This window comes from Streptococcus parasanguinis (assembly GCF_016648925.1).
Taxonomy (GTDB): Bacteria; Bacillota; Bacilli; order Lactobacillales; family Streptococcaceae; genus Streptococcus.
Genome location: NZ_JACLQX010000006.1, coordinates 53,423 through 72,044, shown reverse-complemented (window position 1 = coordinate 72,044; position 18,622 = coordinate 53,423). Strand labels below are relative to the sequence as shown.

At 43.4% G+C, this 18,622-nt stretch carries 20 protein-coding genes; 17 read left to right on the top strand and 3 right to left on the bottom strand.

All coding sequences use genetic code 11. The features are described from left to right. Nucleotides 1-3 precede the first annotated feature (3 nt). The 15 genes from H7T97_RS03545 (at nt 4) to ldcB (ending at nt 14,507) form a co-directional block, all read left to right on the top strand. Nucleotides 4-759: an acyl-ACP thioesterase domain-containing protein gene (locus H7T97_RS03545; RefSeq protein ID WP_021153379.1), complete on the top strand. Its 756-nt coding sequence runs from the start codon at nt 4-6 to the stop codon at nt 757-759. Then, a complete protein-coding gene (locus tag H7T97_RS03540) occupies nt 749-1,435 on the top strand; it encodes a hypothetical protein (RefSeq protein WP_049474586.1) in 687 nt (228 codons plus the stop codon). The genes H7T97_RS03545 and H7T97_RS03540 overlap by 11 nt, the downstream gene beginning before the upstream one ends. Continuing rightward, on the top strand, nt 1,436-2,206 hold the full coding sequence (locus H7T97_RS03535) for a TIGR01457 family HAD-type hydrolase (RefSeq protein WP_201037458.1): 771 nt from the start codon (nt 1,436-1,438) through the stop codon (nt 2,204-2,206). It abuts the gene before it with no gap. Continuing rightward, nucleotides 2,199-2,819 (top strand): TIGR01906 family membrane protein, encoded by a 621-nt coding sequence (locus H7T97_RS03530; RefSeq protein WP_021153376.1) that lies wholly within the window; start codon nt 2,199-2,201, stop codon nt 2,817-2,819. Before H7T97_RS03535 ends, H7T97_RS03530 begins: the two co-directional genes overlap by 8 nt. Beyond that, nucleotides 2,816-3,799, top strand: coding sequence for a CPBP family intramembrane glutamic endopeptidase (locus H7T97_RS03525; RefSeq protein WP_061590816.1), 984 nt, complete (start codon nt 2,816-2,818; stop codon nt 3,797-3,799). The genes H7T97_RS03530 and H7T97_RS03525 overlap by 4 nt, the downstream gene beginning before the upstream one ends. A 201-nt stretch (nt 3,800-4,000) precedes the next feature. Further along, entirely contained in the window at nt 4,001-5,836 is a 1,836-nt protein-coding gene (uvrC, locus tag H7T97_RS03520) for an excinuclease ABC subunit UvrC (RefSeq protein ID WP_201089435.1), read from the top strand. 10 nt (nt 5,837-5,846) lie between these two features. After that, entirely contained in the window at nt 5,847-6,689 is an 843-nt protein-coding gene (locus H7T97_RS03515) for a metallophosphoesterase family protein (RefSeq protein WP_045759546.1), read from the top strand. Between the two features lie 148 nt (nt 6,690-6,837). Beyond that, nucleotides 6,838-7,443: a nitroreductase family protein gene (locus tag H7T97_RS03510; protein WP_003001591.1), complete on the top strand. Its 606-nt coding sequence runs from the start codon at nt 6,838-6,840 to the stop codon at nt 7,441-7,443. A 34-nt stretch (nt 7,444-7,477) separates the two neighbouring features. Continuing rightward, complete coding sequence (gene pepV / locus H7T97_RS03505) at nt 7,478-8,884, top strand: dipeptidase PepV (protein ID WP_031573670.1); 1,407 nt, start codon at nt 7,478-7,480, stop codon at nt 8,882-8,884. Between the two features lie 52 nt (nt 8,885-8,936). Next, complete coding sequence (locus H7T97_RS03500) at nt 8,937-9,521, top strand: uracil-DNA glycosylase family protein (RefSeq protein ID WP_045759544.1); 585 nt, start codon at nt 8,937-8,939, stop codon at nt 9,519-9,521. A 12-nt stretch (nt 9,522-9,533) separates the two neighbouring features. After that, complete coding sequence (locus H7T97_RS03495; RefSeq protein ID WP_201089433.1) at nt 9,534-10,025, top strand: prolyl-tRNA synthetase associated domain-containing protein; 492 nt, start codon at nt 9,534-9,536, stop codon at nt 10,023-10,025. A 20-nt stretch (nt 10,026-10,045) separates the two neighbouring features. Beyond that, entirely contained in the window at nt 10,046-10,330 is a 285-nt protein-coding gene (locus tag H7T97_RS03490; RefSeq protein ID WP_070449063.1) for a rhodanese-like domain-containing protein, read from the top strand. A 393-nt stretch (nt 10,331-10,723) separates the two neighbouring features. Beyond that, a complete protein-coding gene (locus H7T97_RS03485) occupies nt 10,724-11,863 on the top strand; it encodes a DUF6574 domain-containing protein (protein WP_195529208.1) in 1,140 nt (379 codons plus the stop codon). 66 nt (nt 11,864-11,929) lie between these two features. Next, nucleotides 11,930-13,717 (top strand): TcaA second domain-containing protein, encoded by a 1,788-nt coding sequence (locus H7T97_RS03480; protein ID WP_195529207.1) that lies wholly within the window; start codon nt 11,930-11,932, stop codon nt 13,715-13,717. Between the two features lie 10 nt (nt 13,718-13,727). Continuing rightward, on the top strand, nt 13,728-14,507 hold the full coding sequence (gene ldcB / locus H7T97_RS03475; RefSeq protein ID WP_070846529.1) for an LD-carboxypeptidase LdcB/DacB: 780 nt from the start codon (nt 13,728-13,730) through the stop codon (nt 14,505-14,507). Nucleotides 14,508-14,819: 312 nt separating this feature from the next. Here ldcB and H7T97_RS03470 read toward each other — a convergent pair whose 3' ends face one another. The 3 genes from H7T97_RS03470 to coaA all read right to left on the bottom strand — a co-directional run bounded on the left by H7T97_RS03470 (nt 14,820) and on the right by coaA (nt 16,661). After that, nucleotides 14,820-15,329 (bottom strand): DNA topology modulation protein, encoded by a 510-nt coding sequence (locus H7T97_RS03470; protein ID WP_151191204.1) that lies wholly within the window; start codon nt 15,327-15,329, stop codon nt 14,820-14,822. Nucleotides 15,330-15,395: 66 nt separating this feature from the next. Then, entirely contained in the window at nt 15,396-15,644 is a 249-nt protein-coding gene (gene rpsT / locus H7T97_RS03465; RefSeq protein ID WP_003007640.1) for a 30S ribosomal protein S20, read from the bottom strand. A 96-nt stretch (nt 15,645-15,740) separates the two neighbouring features. Further along, nucleotides 15,741-16,661, bottom strand: a complete 921-nt coding sequence (gene coaA, locus H7T97_RS03460; RefSeq protein WP_201089431.1) for a type I pantothenate kinase — start codon at nt 16,659-16,661, stop codon at nt 15,741-15,743. A 91-nt stretch (nt 16,662-16,752) separates the two neighbouring features. On the opposite strand from coaA, the gene H7T97_RS03455 reads away from it, so the two are divergent. Continuing rightward, the gene (locus tag H7T97_RS03455; protein ID WP_201089429.1) at nt 16,753-17,346 is read left to right on the top strand and encodes a class I SAM-dependent methyltransferase; all 594 of its coding nucleotides are present in this window, start codon (nt 16,753-16,755) and stop codon (nt 17,344-17,346) included. Beyond that, nucleotides 17,343-18,620, top strand: coding sequence for a pyrimidine-nucleoside phosphorylase (locus H7T97_RS03450; RefSeq protein ID WP_201089427.1), 1,278 nt, complete (start codon nt 17,343-17,345; stop codon nt 18,618-18,620). Before H7T97_RS03455 ends, H7T97_RS03450 begins: the two co-directional genes overlap by 4 nt. Nucleotides 18,621-18,622 lie beyond the last annotated feature (2 nt).

The window sequence follows — 18,622 nt, the reverse complement described above, 5'->3', positions numbered from 1 at the left end:
AAAATGGCAAAAACATTTGAATACAGCATGAAAATTCCGTTTGATATGAGCGATGTCAATGGTTATATTAAGATTCCCCAATTGATCTTGCTGTCTTTACAGGTATCGGGCATGCAATCGATTGAGCTGGGTATGAGTGATATGTACATTTTAGAGAACTACAATCTAGTCTGGATTATCACGGATTACAATATGAAGATCGAGCGTCTCCCTGTTTTTGATGAGAAAATCACTATCGAAACCTATGCCAAGAGTCACAATCGACTTTTCTGCTACCGGGCCTTTAATATCAAGGATGAAGCAGGAAATACTATCATTGAGATGGTCGCGACCTTTGTCTTGATGGATCGTGATACACGCAAGGTTCATCCTGTTATGAGTGAAATCACGGATGCCTTTGACTCTGAATTTTCAAAAACCATGCTCCGTGGTCCCCGTTTCAAAGAATTAGAAGGCGGCGTCGAACAAGAATACCGGGTTCGGTTTTACGACTTGGATATGAACGGACATGTCAACAATAGCAAGTACTTGGACTGGGTTTTTGAGGTGATGGGAGCAGACTTCTTGACCCATCATATCCCTAAAAAAGTTCATCTAAAATATGTCAAAGAAGTGCTAGCAGGAGGTCTCATCACCTCTCAATATGAACAAGAGGGCTTGAAAACTCAGCACCAAATTACTTCAGATAGTCAGATCAATGCCCAAGCTGAAATTGAGTGGGAAGAAGTAGAAGAAAAGGGTTGGAATTATGGAAAGTAGAAGATTAAAAAATAAAAAACAGGAACTTGAAAGCTATCAAAAACGGGTTGTGGCCTATGCCAAGCGTCAAAAGAACCCTTTGTACATGTTGGGAGATTGGCTCTTGACTCTTTGTGCTTTGGGCATCATCCTGGTAGAGGAAATTTATAAATTTTTCCGCTATCGCTTGAATTTAGAGAGTTTTAATCGCTTTTTAAGAGAAGATATACGCTGGTATCGGGTCTGGATCCATTTCACCTTGGCCTTTCTTTTACCGGTCATGATCTTCTCGATTGGGATTACTAGCCAATCAGGATCCTTCTGGTCCAATTTCTATCACCGCTTGTCTCAAGGCGTGCTCTTTAGCACAACAGTCAGCCTCGCTGCGACCTTAGTGACGGATTTTGTCGAGAATTTGCAACCAGAAACTAAGTCTGACGGGAAAAATCGGAGCACTAAACGCACGGTTTATCAAATCAGTGTGGATCAGGCAACCGTGATAGGCTTGTTATTGACCATTGTCATCCTCATGGTAGCATCCTTCTTGTTCACCCAATCGGGAAGTCAAGGGATTAATTTTACAGGTTTGGTGTTACAATTTGTCCTCTATGCTGGAGCCTTGCTCTTATATGGTTCTGGTGGACGAGTCGATGCAGAGAAGTTACATGACGAAACGGAAACAGAAAAGGAAGAATAAATGCACTATAAGGGCTATTTGATTGATTTGGATGGCACTATTTACAAAGGAAAATCACGAATTCCTGCAGGAGAAGCTTTTGTTCATGAATTGCAGGCGCGTGAGATTCCCTATCTCTTTGTCACCAATAACACAACCCGTACACCAGAGACTGTTCGGGATATGCTGGCGACTCACTTCAACATTGAAACCCCTGTTTCGACCATCTATACAGCTACCCTTGCGACCATTGACTACATGAATGACCAAAATTTGGGCAAAAAGGTCTATGTGATCGGAGAAGCGGGGCTCAAAGACGCTATTGAAGAAGCTGGCTATATCATCGATGAAGAAGCACCTGATTATGTGGTGATTGGCCTCGATTGGCAAGTGGATTATGAGAAGTTTGCTATTGCGACCTTGGCGATTCAAAAAGGAGCACACTTTATTGGGACCAATCCGGACCTGAACATTCCAACAGAGCGTGGCTTGATGCCAGGAGCAGGATCCCTGATTGCCCTTGTCGAAGCAGCGACACGGGTCGAGCCAGTGATCATTGGGAAACCAAAGGCCATCATCATGGATAAGGCTATTGAACATCTGGGGTTTGAAAGAGAAGAAGTCGTTATGGTAGGGGATAATTATCTAACAGATATTCGTGCTGGTATTGACAATGGGATTCCAACCCTTTTGGTGACGACAGGTTTTACCAAACCAGAAGAAGTGCCGACCTTACCAATTGCACCGACACATGTTGTTTCCAGTTTAGCGGAGTGGGATTTTGATGCTTAGAAGTTTGAAATCAATCAACCAATTTTTCTTTATCTTGTCAGCTACGATTCTTCTCACCATTGCTCTCGCTTGGGCCCTCTATCCCGTGGAGATTCATTGGTTGGGGATTCAAAGTCGAACTGGTTTTTCGGCTTCAGTCATCATGAAGAATTTTAATGTCTTGATGAACTATTTGACCAATCCTTTTCAATGGGTGTTGAAGATGCCTCAATTCCCCTCTTCAAAAAATGGTTTGCACCATTTTGAGGCTGTCAAGTACCTGTTTCATTTGGTGACGGTCGTTTTCTTGGTCACTCTACCTGGTTTTATCCATTTTATGCGGACAGTCGTCAAAAAAGGCTACCTGGCCTTGTACCGAAGTCTCTTCTTTTGGATGATGGTTTTACCAGTAGTGCTTGCAGTGATGACTGTTATAATTGGTTTTGATCAATTCTTTACGCTTTTTCATCAGGTCTTATTTGCTGGGGACAATACTTGGCTCTTTGATCCGCGCGTGGATTCGATTATTCTTGCATTACCAGAAGACTACTTTATGCATGCCTTTTTGATTTTCTTTGTCTTATACGAAGGAATGTGTGCGAGTTTTTATCTATTTTCTAGGAGGAAGAAATGAACCAATACAACCGATTATTAGACCCTAAAAAAGATATAGGAAGGTATTCCGGGACCCTTGCCATTTATCTCTTGGTAATGACCTTGGTAACCGTCCTGTGGGAAGTCCTCCTTGGATTGACCATAGCAGGCTCTCTCAGAAAAGATCCAAGTCAAGTAACGGAAAAACTCAATGCCCTGAATGTTTGGGCTGGTATTCCCTACCTTATCTCTATTTCCATTGGACTCTTTCTCTTTAATGCCTATCGCAAGAAGGCCCTTTATAAATATGATCTTAAGCACAAGGGACGTAAGATGACTCTTTCAGTCTTCTTTATTCTTCTCGCCTTTCTTGGCTTTTCTCAAGTCTTTTCATCTGTGATGACACAAGTGATTGAGCGCATGTTTGAGACCATTGGCCTTCATTCTCCAACACCCGATCTAGGTGATACGATTGAGCGATCATGGACCATGCTCTTGTATGCTGGATTTTTTGGTCCTATCACAGAGGAATTCTTCTTCCGTGGGGCCGGCTTGCGAGGCTTGGAACGGTATGGGAAGATTTTTGCTATTGTCATGACGGCTATCTTGTTTGGTCTCTTCCATGCCAATTTTGACCAGCTCTTTTTCGCAAGTATCATTGGTCTAGGTTTCGGCTACATTGCCTTTGAATACAATATCTGGTGGGCTATTTTCTATCACATTTTCAATAATTTTGTGATTTCCCAAGGCTTGCATTATGTGGCCTATCATGTGGACGAGGGACTAGCGAATTGGCTCCAAATTGCTGTTTTAGCTATTGGTTCCATTGTCATGATAGTGGTTCTTGCGACTAAATGGCCAGCTATCAAGGCTTATATTCAAGCCAATAAACCTCAGCCGGGAGTTTTCCAGCGTGCCCTCGCGTCCTTCTGGTTCTGGTTCTTCGTGCTATTCACTATCCTGATGTCTATTGTTCCTTATGTGATTCCGATCTTTCAGATGGCTAATCTCAAAGGATAAAGTTTATCGATTGCTAGTAAAGGGGGATCCTTTTAGATCCCTCTTTTTTGCTATGAAAAAGGGCAAGTGAAGATAAAGGATTGAGGATGAGGGTCTGATATACTATTTAATAATTATTTTTTACTTGATGAAGGTGGATAACAATAATACAAACATACTAGAGAGAGGCTAACCCCTCTCTTTTTTGCTATAATAGAAAGTATGAATAACTTGATTAAATCCAAGCTCGAGCTCTTGCCGACGAGTCCGGGCTGTTACATTCACAAAGACAAGAACGGTACCATCATCTATGTGGGGAAGGCCAAGAATCTTCGCAATCGGGTGAGGTCCTATTTCAGAGGAAGCCACGATACTAAGACGGAAGCCCTGGTATCTGAGATTGTGGATTTTGAGTTTATCGTTACCGAGTCCAATATTGAGGCCTTGCTTCTTGAGATCAACCTCATCAAGGAGAACAAGCCCAAGTACAATATCATGCTCAAGGACGATAAGTCCTATCCCTTCATCAAGATTACCAATGAGCGTTATCCCCGTCTTATCATCACGCGCCAGGTCAAAAAAGATGGCGGTCTCTATTTCGGTCCCTATCCAGACGTAGGAGCGGCTAATGAGATCAAAAGGCTTTTGGATCGGATTTTCCCTTTCCGCAAGTGCACCAATCCGCCTTCCAAGGTCTGCTTTTACTACCATTTAGGGCAGTGTATGGCTCACACAGTCTGCCACAAGGACGAGGCCTATTTCAAGGGCATGGCCCAGGAGGTTTCTGACTTCCTCAAGGGGCAGGATGACAAGATTATCGATGAGCTCAAGCTCAAGATGAATACCGCTGCGCAAAACATGGAATTTGAGCGGGCAGCCGAGTACCGCGATCTGATCCAGGCCATCGGGACCCTGCGGACCAAACAGCGGGTCATGGCTAAGGATTTGCAGAACCGGGATGTCTTTGGCTACTACGTGGACAAAGGCTGGATGTGTGTGCAGGTCTTCTTTGTCCGTCAGGGTAAGCTGATCGAGCGCGACGTCAACCTTTTTCCTTACTACAATGATCCGGACGAGGATTTTTTGACCTATGTGGGGCAGTTTTACCAGGAGAAATCCCACCTGATCCCCAATGAAATCCTGATCCCTCAGGATATCGATGAGGAAGCGGTCAAGGCCCTAGTGGATACCAAGGTCCTCAAGCCCCAGCGTGGGGAGAAGAAGCAGTTGGTCAATCTGGCTATTAAAAATGCGCGTGTCAGTCTGGAGCAGAAGTTCAATCTCCTTGAAAAATCCATGGAGAAGACCCAAGGTGCTATTGAAAACCTTGGAAAACTACTGCAAATTCCAACCCCTGTGCGCATTGAGTCCTTTGATAACTCCAACATCATGGGGACCAGTCCGGTCTCAGCCATGGTGGTCTTTGTCAATGGGAAGCCAAGCAAAAAGGACTACCGCAAGTACAAAATCAAGACCGTCGTCGGACCAGACGACTATGCCAGCATGCGGGAGGTCATTCGCAGACGCTACAGCCGTGTCATGCGGGATGGCCTGACGCCACCAGATCTGATCGTCATCGATGGGGGTCAGGGCCAGGTCAATATCGCTAAGCAAGTGATCCAAGAGGAGTTGGGGCTGGACATTCCCATCGCAGGCCTGCAAAAAAATGACAAGCACCAGACCCATGAATTGCTCTTCGGTGATCCCCTTCAAGTCATCGAACTCTCTCGGACTTCACAGGAATTTTTCCTCCTCCAACGGATCCAGGATGAAGTCCACCGTTTCGCCATCACCTTCCACCGCCAGCTAAGGTCTAAGAATTCCTTCTCCTCCCAGCTGGACGGCATCGAAGGTTTGGGACCAAAACGCAAGCAGTTGCTGATGAAGCACTTCAAGTCGCTGACCAAGATCAAAGAAGCTACTGTAGATGAGATTGTCACGGTTGGCATCCCACGAGCAGTCGCGGAGGCAGTGCAAGCCAAGCTCCATCAAGGAAAGCAAGAAGAAGCAAGTCCCTTGATGGAAGTTGCGGAGGATTCTGAATCATACCAATCATAAGGAGTTTAAAATGAACCATCGAATCGCTATTTTATCTGATATCCACGGAGATACGACAGCCCTGGAGGCAGTGATTGGGGATGCGCGTGCTCAAGGCGCGACAGAATACTGGCTTTTAGGGGACATTTTGCTTCCTGGGCCTGGAAGAGATGACCTTTTTGAGTTGCTGGATGCGATTCCGATCACAGCGGCTGTTCGGGGAAATTGGGACGATTGTCTCTTAGAAGCCTTGGATGGCGAGTACGGACTTGAGGATCCGCAGGAGATCCAACTCCTTCGCCTCACTCAGTACCTTATGGAAGGACTGGATCCTAAGCGAATTGATTGGCTTCGATCCCTTCCATTGGTAGAGAAGAAGGAGGTCAATGGCATTCGCTTTTCACTGACCCACAATTTGCCAGAAAAGAATTATGGTGGGGATTTGCGTCCAGCTAATGCGACGGAGAACTTTGACCAATTGCTGGATGACCAGACGGATCTGGCGATCTACGGTCATGTCCACAAGCAGTTGCTTCGCTATGGCAGCCAGGGTCAGCAGATCCTCAATCCGGGGACTATTGGCATGCCTTATTTTGACTGGGAACCAATTCAAAACCACAGAGCTCAGTATGCGCTAATCGATGTCGAAGCAGATGGGGTGACCAACCTGCAATTTCGTAAGGTGGCCTATGACTATGAAGCAGAGCTCCAAGATGCCAAGGACAAGGGCCTCCCCTTTATTGAGATGTACGAAGAATTGAGACGCGAGGATAACTATCGGGGCCATAACATCGAGCTTCTAACTAGCTTAATTGAGAAATACGGTTATGCCAAAGAAGTAGCTGCCTATTTCAATCTTTCTAATGAATCATAGATGGGTCTCTTATGTATTCAACCTATAACAAAGAAGCGGATCTTCAAAATGTCTGCTTCTTTTTTCACAATCTTAGGCTGTAAAACCCTGCAAGCTCTTTCATTTTGTGTTAAAATAGAGGTAACAGAAATAGAAAAGGAAGAAGCTTATGAAATTTCTAGAGCTCAATAAAAAACGCCATGCGATCAAGCATTTCACTGACCAACCGGTCGATCCAAAGGATGTACGGACTGCTATTGAGATCGCAACCTTGGCCCCTAGTGCCCACAATAGCCAGCCTTGGAAATTTGTGGTCGTTCGTCAAAAAAATGCTGAATTGGCAAAATTAGCCTATGGTGCAAACTACGATCAAGTCATGGAAGCACCTGTGACCATCGCCCTCTTTACAGATACTGATTTGCAAAAACGGGCTCGCAAGATTGCGCGTGTCGGTGGGGTGAAAAACTTCACAGACGAACAGTTGCAATACTTTATGCAAAATCTTCCTGCTGAATTTGCGCGCTATGATGCCCAACAAACAAGTGATTACTTGGCTTTGAATGCTGGTCTTGTGGCCATGAACTTGGTACTTGCTTTGACAGACCAAGGCATTGGAACCAATATTATCTTGGGATTTGATAAATCGAAAATCAATGAAGTCTTGGATATCGAAGAGCGTTTCCGTCCGGAAGTCTTGATTACGGTTGGCTATGCGGCTGAAAAAGTAGAGCCAAGCTATCGCTTACCAGTAGACGAAATCATTGATAAACGCTAAGCCAATTAGCAAATAGAAGATCGAGGAGGAATGCATGACAACAGTTGACTTTAAAGCAGAAGTAGAAAAACGTCGCGATGAGATGATGGCTGACTTATACAGCCTCTTGGAAATCAATTCTGAACGCGATGACAGCAAGGCAGATGCAGAGCATCCTTTTGGACCTGGTCCTGTAAAAGCTCTTGAAAAATTCTTGGAAATTGCCAAACGTGATGGCTATGAAACCAAGAATGTCGATAATTATGCCGGTCACTTTACCTTTGGTGAAGGAGAAGAAGAGCTTGGGATCTTTGCTCATATGGACGTCGTGCCTGCAGGTAGTGGTTGGAAGACGGATCCCTACAAACCAGAAATTATCGATGGCAAGCTCTATGCGCGTGGTTCGTCTGATGATAAAGGGCCTACAATGGCCTGCTACTATGGTTTGAAGATCATTAAAGACCTAGGACTCCCTGTTTCTAAGCGCGTGCGCTTTGTTGTCGGTACGGATGAAGAATCAGGCTGGGGCGACATGGATTACTATTTCAAACACGTCGGACTTCCTGAGCCAGATTTTGGCTTCTCACCAGATGCGGAATTCCCAATCATCAATGGGGAAAAAGGAAACATCACTGAGTACCTTCATTTTGGAAATGACAACACAGGAAGTGCCCATCTTCATAGCTTTACAGGCGGCCTTCGTGAAAACATGGTACCAGAGTCAGCGACTGCAGTCGTTTCTGGACAACTACCAGATCTTGCTGGCCTCTTAGATGCCTTTGCCAAGGAACACCAGCTCAAGTATGAAATCTCAACTGTTGACGAAAAAACCTATACCGTTACGATTGTCGGGAAATCTGCTCATGGATCAACTCCTGAAGATGGGATCAATGGTGCAACCTACTTGGCTCTCTTGTTGAACCAATTTGATTTTGGTGGTGCTGCTAAGGCTTACCTTCATGTGACAGCTTCACTTCTTCACGAAGATTTTGCAGGTGAAAAATTAGGAATTGCCCATACAGATGCCAAAATGGGACCATTGAGTATGAATGCAGGTGTCTTCCATTTTGATGACAGCCAAGCAGACAACACTATTGCCCTCAATATCCGTTACCCTCAAGGTACAGATCCTGAAACTATCAAAGCTATCCTTGAAAAGATCGAAGGAGTGGCTACAGTAAGCTTGTCAGCCCATGGTCACACACCTCACTATGTTCCGATGGATGATGAATTGGTATCCACCCTCTTGCGTGTTTACGAAAAACAAACTGGCCTCAAAGGACATGAACAAGTGATCGGTGGTGGTACCTTTGGTCGTCTCTTGAAACGTGGCGTTGCCTTTGGTGCTATGTTCCCAGACTATGTCAATACTATGCACCAAGCTAATGAGTTCGCAGATGTTGAAGATCTCTATCGTGCAGCAGCTATTTACGCAGAAGCCATCTATGAACTAATCAAATAATCCACTACTCGGCCAGTTTTTCTGGCTGAGTTTTTCCATAGAAGGAGGACTTATGTCAACGATTGAAAGCATTAAACAAGCCATTATGGCAGATCCTCAAAATAAAGAATATACAGAGAAAGGGATAGAGCCCCTCTTTGCAGCCCCAAAGACAGCTCGTATCAATATTATCGGACAAGCTCCAGGGATGAAGACGGAAGAAGCTGGTATTTACTGGAAGGATAAGAGTGGTGACCGCCTGCGCGAATGGTTAGGAGTTGACGAAGACACCTTTTATAATTCTGGTTTGTTTGCGGTCATCCCCATGGACTTTTATTTCCCAGGGCATGGGAAATCTGGTGACCTTCCACCTCGCAAAGGATTTGCGGAAAAGTGGCACCCTCAACTTCTCAAGGAGTGTCCGGATATTGAGTTAACCCTCTTAATTGGACAATATGCCCAAGCATACTACCTTCATGAAAAGGTTAGTGGCAAGGTAACCGAACGGGTTCACCATTTTAAAGATTATTTGCCAACCTATTTTCCACTCGTTCACCCTTCCCCTCGCAATCAAATCTGGATGGCTAAAAATCCTTGGTTTGAGGCAGAGGTGGTTCCAGAATTGCAAACCTTAGTACAAGAGATCATTCAAAAATAAAGGAGAGCGACGATGGATCCTTATCAACAAGTTAAAGAGAAATTAGACGAGTTAGGCATTTCATTTGACGTGGTGGAACACCCACCTGCATTCACAACTGAGCAGGCCGATTCTTACATTGAAGGCTTAGAAGCTGTTCGGACCAAGTCCATGTTTTTGACCAACAAGAAGAAAACCCAATACTATCTGCTCATCATGGATGACCAGAAGCCATTGGATATGGATGATTTCAAAGAGCAAGTGGAAGCCAACCGGATCCGCATGGCTTCAGCAGATTCTTTAGCTGAAAAAATGCAATTACCGGCAGGTACGGTTTCTCCATTTGGTTTATTGAACAATGGAGAAAAAGATATTCGAGTCTATTTCGATAAAGACATTGTGTCAGAGGAGATCATGACTTTCCATCCCAATACCAATGAAAAGACGATCTTTATTAAAACCCAAGACTTGTTACGATTTTTAGAGGCTGTTGGCTTTCATTATGAAATTCTAACCCTCCCATAACATACCTGATAGGAGAAATCATGAAAGAAATTCCATTTTCAAGCTTTTACCAAGCTTATCAAAAAGGAGACTTACACGTTCTTGATGTACGCGAGCAGGAGGAATATGATGCCCTTCACTTAGACGGAGTTCGTCTTCTTCCCTTATCTGAGTTAGCAGATCGCTACCAGGAATTAGAGAAGGATCATCCCTATTATGTCATCTGCAAGTCTGGTCGACGATCAGCACGTGCTTGCCAATTTTTGGAAGAGCAAGGCTATGATGTGACCAACGTCCAAGGTGGCATGGATGCATTTGAATCCTAAGAAACGGGAGTGGGAAAGAACTCCTTAAAATAAAAAAAGTTGAAAAGGTTCCCCAAACCTTTTCAATCTTCCCACCTCCGCATAGCTTCAACAGTCTGGGAGACTGTTGAAGGTTGTGGATAAAGGAAACTTTGTTTCCCTCATTAGGTCATCTTTGGAGCTTAAAAGGCGAACAAAGATGCCAATCAACCACTGCGTCTTGCACTTATTCCTATCAAACATCAAAGGCTGGACAGTTTTTGCCCAGCCTCTTTTTCTTTACTAATTTCTAAAAATGAGTAGAATTTGTATGTTTTTCAAAAGATCTTGCAGGGATTTTCCAGTCTTTCATTGAAAATGGTTCAGAAATTTTGTATAATACCCTAGTATAAACAATAGTTAAGGAGATTCATTATGTCAAAACAAGATTGGCTGGATTATTTCGAAGCCGTAAATGGTCGTTCTGCTAGTGCAGAAGAAATTGCTCAAGCACTGGCTGCAGGAGAATTTCAAGAAGAAGTAGTGGTTCCAGAAACCCCACAAGCTCCAGAATTTGTCGCAGCACCAACTGCCCCTGTTGAAGAACCAGTAGCAGCTCCACAAGCCCCAGAGTTTGTTGCAGCGCCAACTGCCCCTGTGGAAGAACCAGTAGCAGCTCCACAAGCCCCAGAGTTTGTTGCAGCGCCAACTGCCCCTGTTGAAGAACCAGTCGCAGCGCCACAAGCCCCAGAGTTTGTCGCAGCGCCAGCTGCTCCTGCAGAAGAACCAGTTGCAGCTCCAGTTCAAGAACCGGCTCCTCAAGCTGCTCCAGCGAATGGGCCAGCTTTCCAACAAGCTCCACAACAAGCCTACCAACAACCTACTCAAGCAGCTTATCAACAAGCTCCTTACCAAGGTCAACCAGGACAACCTTATCCTGCCCAACCAAGTCAATTTGGTGTAGCCGTTGGTGGTTACTGGAATTGGTTCCTTTCAGCTTTGAAACGTCCAACGGCTGTAGAAAATCCAAAAGCACTTAACGGAATTTTACAGTATGTCTTGACTGCCTTTGTCTTGACCTTGGGGACATTCTTCACAGCTAGTGGATTTACAGGTGGTTATGGAATGGATTTCCGTGCCTTTATGTTGACATTGATTTCCCTATTCTTTAGCGTTTTCGCCTTCCAAATAGCTGGATTCTTTGTTCGTCGTGTGGTTCTTCAAGATAAGGAATACAGTTACGGTCGTTCATTTGAAGAGTTTGGACGTTTGTCTGTCTACACTTTGCCACTTGCCCTTCTTGCTTTCTTAGTAGGTCTTGTAAAAGTTTATGAATTTTATGGCTTTGTAAACTTCCTTATTTTCTTCTTGTTCTTTGTTGGAACATGCTATGTCGTTCATCAAGGATTGAACAAGACAAGCTTTAAAGCAGATAAATTCTTGCTTCTAGTAGCATCATCTGTTGTCTTGCTTCTCATTGCCATCTTTGTTCTTTATGTAAATGCTCGTATTTTAGAACAAGTAGCTACTGGATTTATTCCAAGTGCTCCAAATTTCTCTAACTTTGGATTCTAACAATATCACAAAATGGAAGGTGGGAGGACCCACTTTCCCTATTTTATAATGAGGGAGAAGAGATCCATGCAAAAGAAATGGGTTGAATTATTTGAAAAAGTGATCGGTCGCAAACCGTCACCAGAAGAGTTTATGGCTGGGAAAGCCTGTGGATTTGATTTAAAACAAATTCAGTCTATCGCAGGCAATGCCCCAGAAGAGAATGTAGCACCTGTCGAGGAATCAGTGCTTGAACCAGTTGAAGAAGTGAAGAATGTTGATCCACTTCTGGCAGCTCGTCAGGCTTGGTTGCAACATTTTGAAGAAACCTATGGACGCAAGCCAAGTGCAGAAGAATTTACCGCTGCTAAAAGTCAGAACTTCGAGTTTTTTGCAGGACCTGTTCCTGAAGCAGAATTTGTGAACACAGATTCAACTGAAGAAACACAGGAATATGTCCCTCAACAGCCTACTCAAGAGTATACGGCTCCACTTGCTACTGAGCAAACGCAGATCTTTGCTGGTCCAAATGTCACAGAAGCAGGTCCAGCTCAAAAAAAACAAAAGGCCCCTAAAACGAAGGGTGGAAAGAAATTTTCCAAGAAGAAAATTGGGATTATTTCTGCTATCGCAGTCCTTGTGATCGCTTTGGTGGCAGCCTTCTTTTACTTCCAGTCAACAACGCGTGTCGAAGTGACTGCAGATAAATTTATTAAGGCAGTGGACACCAAGGATTATCGCGAGGCAGCAGACCTGCTTTCAACCGATAACGATAAATGGACAAAGGATGAAGCCGAAAGCTTTATTACCAGTATGGAAGATCAAGGGGTCGATATCGGCACAGAGTTGAACAAGATCATTGATAATGGTGGAGAAGGCAGCTATACGGATAAATCTGGAAACAAGATCTTTGGTTTGGAAAAAGCGGACAAGAAATTTGTAATCTTCCAAGAATACCGTGTGGCCAGCTATCCAGTGCAAGTGAAGGTCAAGACCAATTTGGATCAAGCCAAACTCAAAGTGGCTGCCAATAAAACAGTGACCTTGAAGAAAGATGCAGTGACAGACCTTGGTTATTTCCATTACAATACAAAAGAAATGGAATTGACTGCTAAAACAGAGGTCGGAAATGTTACTTCTAAGATCCATCTCAATCCTAAAAAAGCAACAAAGAATAATTTAGAATTGCAGTTGAATTCTGAAAAACGCAATTTAGAAGTTGAGTTCCCAGATGAAGTTGAAAACCCAACAGATGTGAAGGTTGTGGTCAACGGCAAAGAAGTCGGAACCAGCACGACCTTTGAAGTAGACAGCATTCCTTATCAAGAAATTGAAGTACATGCCGTCTTCAACATGAATGGGGAAACCTATACAACTGAAAAGGCTAAGGTGACGATTGAAGAGGGTGAGAACGATCCGATCGAACTTAAACTAGCCAAAGATACCCTAAAACGCATCAAGAGTGCACAAGATGCTAAGAAAGCGCAAGCAGCCAAAGAAGAACAAAATCGGACCTTGGCAGAAGAGTTCTTGAAAGAGTACCGCGACGCAGTCTTTAGCTCCGTTTCAAACCGAAACAACACCTACTCTAAATACTATGACACACAAAGTCAAGCGTACAAGGACATGGTTGAATTCACAACTGGTGATGGTGTTCGAAAGGCTAAAATTGACTACTATACTCCAGGAGCATTGGACATTCAAAGTGTCACGGAAGAAAATGGTGTGGTGACGATCAAGACTTATGAAGACTTTACCGTGCATTATACCGATAGCCATCCAGATTCACAAAACCGCAAGTACAAGACCTACACTTTGAAAAAAGTAGGTGCAAGTTATGTGATTACGGATATTGTCGTAACAAAAGAATCATAGGAGATTCCTCATGAAAGCAAGATTTTCCAAATTAACTTTGGTGACAGTTGCCTTGTTAACCTTGACAGCTTGCTCCCAATCTCAATCCACTAGTTCTAAATCTTCTGCAAAAGAAGAAACTAAACAAACGCAAACTAAGTCTTCCAAAGGAACGTCTTCTGCAAAGGATACGTCAAAAGAAACTGGCAAAGAAGAGTCGTCAAAAGCTGGTAAGTCAGATGTGAAAGTGGATTCTGGTGTCAGCTATAATGGTTCCTACTATAGTGTCAAAGGGAAATATGGTGAGGTCATGATCGCCAACAAACATTATCCCTTGTCGCCTGACTTTAACCCAGGTGAAGATCCTGAAGCTGTTTCAGCCCTTCATGAATTGATCGCAGCCATGCAGGCAGAAGGTTATCCGATCAGTGACCAATATAGTGGTTTTCGTAGCTACGATACCCAAGTTGGCCTCTATCAAAACTATGTCAATCAAGATGGTCAGGAGGCAGCAGATCGTTATTCCGCAAGACCGGGTTATAGTGAACACCAAACTGGTTTGACCTTTGATTTGATCGATACCAGTGGTAATTTGGTAACTGAACCTGGACCAAGTAAGTGGTTGCTCAAGAACGCCGCTAAATATGGCTTTGTGGTTCGCTACCAAGAAGGAAAAGAAAAAGTGACAGGCTACATGCCAGAGAGCTGGCATCTCCGCTATATCGGAAAAGAAGCACAAGATATCGCTGACTCAGGTTTGAGTCTGGAAGAATACTATGGCTTCACCGGTGGCGATTACGTTGATAAATAAAAAAGGTTGGGATTGACATCCCAACCTCAGATTGAAGACAAAGTCATATAAAAAACTTTCCTTAGGTGAGTACGGACGTCAGCGAACTTCTACGAAGTTCCATGACTAATTATTGAGCCTAAGGTCTCAATAATTCCGAGTGCCTGAATCGTTATTGTTTCAGGCACTTTACTCACAGCGGAAAGTCTTGGTATTTTCTTGATTCATCTAAAAAATTGAACTCAATTTTATTTCTTATCAGAATCGCTTAATTTATTTTACTTTAAAATAGTTTGTCTACATTTTAAGGTTGGGATAGATATCCCAACCTTTTTATTGTATGTTTTTTAGAAACTCATCCAGCTCTTTTTGATTCTTGAGAGAGAGAAATTTGTCTGGATAGTTTTGGCCGATAGTCTGATAGCGTGTGACCTGTCTAGCTTGGCGACCGTCCCAAAGGATCCAACGGATGAATTCCCAGTCAAAGCGTTCGGGGCAACCTGCCGCCATACTCTCACGGACTCGGCCTTTATAACGGCGGTATCGTTTCCAGGCTCTAAAGAGGCAGTTCCAACGAGAGAAGTTGAGAAAGATAATCTGGTCGGCTTGCTCCATTCTTTCCTCATAGCAGCACCAAGAGTAATTGCCATCAATGACCCAGTCTCTATGATCGCTGAGAAACTGTCTCATCTCTTTCTCCATCCAATCCCGGTCACTGTCTATCCAGCCCGGTTGAAATTGAAGGGTGTCCATATGGAGCTTGGGAATGGAGTAGTAGCGAGCTAAGTTTTCAGCCAAGGTAGATTTTCCAGATCCAGAATAGCCGATAATAACAATTTTCATAAGCACCTCTCAAAAAATTAGGCACAAAAAAAGCTCCGGAGAGCTTGATTTTTATGCTGTTCTTGATTAACCAAGTTTCGCTGCAAGACGTGCTTTATCACGGCTAGCTTTGTTCTTGTGGATCAAACCTTTAGTTTCTGCTTTATCGATAGCTGAGCTAGCAGCGCGGTAAAGTTCTTCAGATGGGTTTGCTTCAAAAGCTTTGATTGCAGTACGCATAGCTGATTTTTGAGCTGAGTTTTTTTCGTTTTGTTTAACGTTCAATTCAGCGCGTTTGATAGCTGATTTAATGTTTGCCAAGTTATTCACCTCCATTGATAATCTAACTATCTCATTATATATGAAAAGTTAAGATTTGACAAGCCTAAAATAGCTTTTCCTTAAAAAAGTACCGTTAACAGGCCATTTTCTCTAGCGTTTGAGATAAATTTCGTCGATTTCATGGTTGGTTGCTTTATGGAGAATCAGATCAGCTCGGTTTCTGGTTGGTTGAATGTAATGTTGTAAGTTAACTAAATTAATGGATTCCCAGACCTGATGGGCCATGCTTAAAACTTCTTCTAGGGGTTGCTCTGTAAATCGATAGTAGTAGTTATTGGGATCATTTTGAGCTAATTCAAGAAGTTTTTGGAAGCGATCGATATACCAAGATTCGATATCGTCGACCGCGGCATCCACATAGATCGAAAAATCAAAGAAATCGGTCATATAGAGACTGTCATTTTGCGGATTTTGAAAGACGTTGATCCCTTCTACAATGACAAAATCAGCTGGTAAAATGGTTTGCTTCTCATCTGGAACAATATCGTATATTTCGTGGGAATAGACAGGGATTTCTACGCTCTTGTTGTTTTTAATTTGATTGAGAAAATCAAGGAGCAATTCCATATCATAGCTTTCCGGAAATCCTTTTCGATTGAGGATCTCTTGTTCTTTTAAGATAGCATTTGGATAGAGGAAGCCATCTGTTGTCACCAATTCCACGGTCGAGCCTTCGAAGGTCCGCGAAAGTAGGATTTGGAGAAGACGGCTAGTAGTCGATTTCCCAACAGCGACACTCCCAGAAACCCCAATGATAAAGGGTTGGCGTTCACTGTTTTTTTGAAGAAAAATCCCTTTTGAAAAGGCCAAATCTTCTTTGGAACGCTTGTAGATTCCGATCAAGTTTGTCAAAGGCAGGTAGACGTCACGCACATCCTGGAGGTTGATGCGGTCGTTAAAACTTTTAATAGAATTAAGCTCTGTTTGAGAGAGAGGCGGGGTGGTTTTGCGATGCAAATTTTGCCAGGTTTCCCGATTGATTTTTTCAAAATGTAGAAATTCTTTGTCCATATGTCACTCCTATTTGTAGTCTTTAGTATACCAATTTTTAGAGGTCGTGTAAACGATTTAAAAAACGAATGAATTATGATAAAATAACCTTATGAGTAAAATGTATTTCGATATAAACCCAGATGCAGCCCATGATATTCATGATCTGGCTGTTGTTTTATTGGGACAAAAGATGAATTTCTATACAGATGCGGGCGTCTTTAGTAAAAAAATGATAGATTATGGAAGTCAGGTGCTCTTATCAACCCTGGATTTCCAAGGAGGGGAAAGCGTTCTTGATGTCGGTTGTGGCTATGGTCCAATTGGCCTCTCTCTAGCTAAAGCACAGGGAGTCGCCGTGACCATGGTGGATGTCAATGAGCGGGCGCTAGACTTGGCTAAGAAAAATGCCAGCCGAAATGGCGTGGAAGCTCAGATCTTTTCTTCGGATGTCTATGAAGCGGTTGAAGGGTTTTTTGACCATGTGATCAGTAATCCGCCGATCCGAGCTGGTAAGAAAGTGGTTCACCAAGTGATTACGGGTAGTTTTGAACATTTGAAACCAGGTGGAGATTTGACCATTGTCATTCAGAAAAAACAAGGGGCTCCCAGCGCTAAGGTCAAGATGGAAGAGACGTTTGGAAATTGTGAGATCGTAAAAAAAGACAAAGGCTATTATATTTTAAGAAGTGAGAAAGAATCATGAGAGCGGTAGATATCATTCAGAAAAAAAGAGATGGTCTTGCCTTAAACAAGGAAGAAATTGAATGGCTGATTGAGGGCTATGTGGCTGGAACAGTACCAGATTACCAAATGTCTTCTTTTGCTATGGCCGTTTATTTTAAAGGGATGACGACAGAAGAAATCTCTCATATGACCATGAAGATGGTCCAAACAGGGCAACAGTTTGATCTGTCAGCTATTCCAGGGATCAAGGTGGACAAACACTCGACTGGTGGTGTCGGAGACAAGGTGACCTTGGTCTTGGTGCCTTTGGTTGCAAGTTTTGGTGTGCCGGTTGCTAAAATGAGTGGTCGTGGCTTAGGCCACACGGGTGGAACCATCGATAAGTTGGAATCCATTAAAGGCTTTCAGATTGAACGGACTCAAGAGGAATTTATCCAGCAGGTGCAGGAGATCGGCTTATCGGTCATTGGTCAATCCGACCAACTCGTAAAAGCAGACAAACTCTTGTATGCTCTTCGGGACGTGACAGCGACAGTGGATACCATTCCTTTGATTGCTAGCTCCGTCATGAGTAAGAAAATTGCTGCTGGTGCGGATGCCATTCTTTTGGACGTGACAGTGGGCGAGGGTGCCTTTATGAAGAATATTGAGGATGCTCGTCGCTTAGCCCGTACCATGGTGGATCTTGGAAATGCAGTGGGTCGGAAAACCATCGCTGTCATTACAGATATGAGCCAACCTTTGGGAACCAGCATTGGTAATCGTTTAGAGATTTTGGAAGCCTTGGATATTCTGAAAGGGCAGGGCCGAGCGGACGTAACTGAGTTTATTTGTGAATTAGCGCAAATCATGTTGAAATTGGCCAATGTAGAACAATCGATTGAAGCCATCCATGAACACTTGACCAATGGTCAAGCTTTAGCGAAGTTTGAAGAAATGGTGGTGGCTCAAGGTGGAGACTTAGAAGATTTGCATCGTCCCGTTAAAGTGGATCAGGTCCTTGAAGTAACAGCGAACCAAGATGGCGTCATTGCTGCTTTACCTGCCATGGAGTTTGGCTTGTTTGCCATGCGCTTGGGTGCTGGCCGTGCTGTCAAATCAGATCCCCTCGATTACGAAACAGGAATTGTGTTTGACAAAAAAGTGGGAGAGCACGTCAAAAAAGGGGAACGCATTGCCCGTATTTTCATGAATGAAAAAAATTCACAAGAAAGAGTTACAGAATTTAAAAAAAATGTTAAAATACTAGAAAGGGCTGAAAGCGTTAAAGAAATTATTGAAATAATATCTTAAGC

Coding starts and splice junctions, on each gene's coding strand:
- H7T97_RS03485 (WP_195529208.1), top strand. CDS start 10,724: ATGTCAAAACAAGATTGGCTGGATTATTTCGAAGCCGTAAATGGTCGT.
- H7T97_RS03495 (WP_201089433.1), top strand. CDS start 9,534: ATGGATCCTTATCAACAAGTTAAAGAGAAATTAGACGAGTTAGGCATT.
- H7T97_RS03535 (WP_201037458.1), top strand. CDS start 1,436: ATGCACTATAAGGGCTATTTGATTGATTTGGATGGCACTATTTACAAA.
- coaA (WP_201089431.1), bottom strand. CDS start 16,661: ATGGACAAAGAATTTCTACATTTTGAAAAAATCAATCGGGAAACCTGG.
- H7T97_RS03530 (WP_021153376.1), top strand. CDS start 2,199: ATGCTTAGAAGTTTGAAATCAATCAACCAATTTTTCTTTATCTTGTCA.
- H7T97_RS03450 (WP_201089427.1), top strand. CDS start 17,343: ATGAGAGCGGTAGATATCATTCAGAAAAAAAGAGATGGTCTTGCCTTA.
- H7T97_RS03500 (WP_045759544.1), top strand. CDS start 8,937: ATGTCAACGATTGAAAGCATTAAACAAGCCATTATGGCAGATCCTCAA.
- H7T97_RS03540 (WP_049474586.1), top strand. CDS start 749: ATGGAAAGTAGAAGATTAAAAAATAAAAAACAGGAACTTGAAAGCTAT.
- H7T97_RS03470 (WP_151191204.1), bottom strand. CDS start 15,329: ATGAAAATTGTTATTATCGGCTATTCTGGATCTGGAAAATCTACCTTG.
- H7T97_RS03545 (WP_021153379.1), top strand. CDS start 4: ATGGCAAAAACATTTGAATACAGCATGAAAATTCCGTTTGATATGAGC.
- rpsT (WP_003007640.1), bottom strand. CDS start 15,644: ATGGAGGTGAATAACTTGGCAAACATTAAATCAGCTATCAAACGCGCT.
- H7T97_RS03490 (WP_070449063.1), top strand. CDS start 10,046: ATGAAAGAAATTCCATTTTCAAGCTTTTACCAAGCTTATCAAAAAGGA.
- ldcB (WP_070846529.1), top strand. CDS start 13,728: ATGAAAGCAAGATTTTCCAAATTAACTTTGGTGACAGTTGCCTTGTTA.
- H7T97_RS03525 (WP_061590816.1), top strand. CDS start 2,816: ATGAACCAATACAACCGATTATTAGACCCTAAAAAAGATATAGGAAGG.
- pepV (WP_031573670.1), top strand. CDS start 7,478: ATGACAACAGTTGACTTTAAAGCAGAAGTAGAAAAACGTCGCGATGAG.
- H7T97_RS03510 (WP_003001591.1), top strand. CDS start 6,838: ATGAAATTTCTAGAGCTCAATAAAAAACGCCATGCGATCAAGCATTTC.
- H7T97_RS03455 (WP_201089429.1), top strand. CDS start 16,753: ATGAGTAAAATGTATTTCGATATAAACCCAGATGCAGCCCATGATATT.
- uvrC (WP_201089435.1), top strand. CDS start 4,001: ATGAATAACTTGATTAAATCCAAGCTCGAGCTCTTGCCGACGAGTCCG.
- H7T97_RS03480 (WP_195529207.1), top strand. CDS start 11,930: ATGCAAAAGAAATGGGTTGAATTATTTGAAAAAGTGATCGGTCGCAAA.
- H7T97_RS03515 (WP_045759546.1), top strand. CDS start 5,847: ATGAACCATCGAATCGCTATTTTATCTGATATCCACGGAGATACGACA.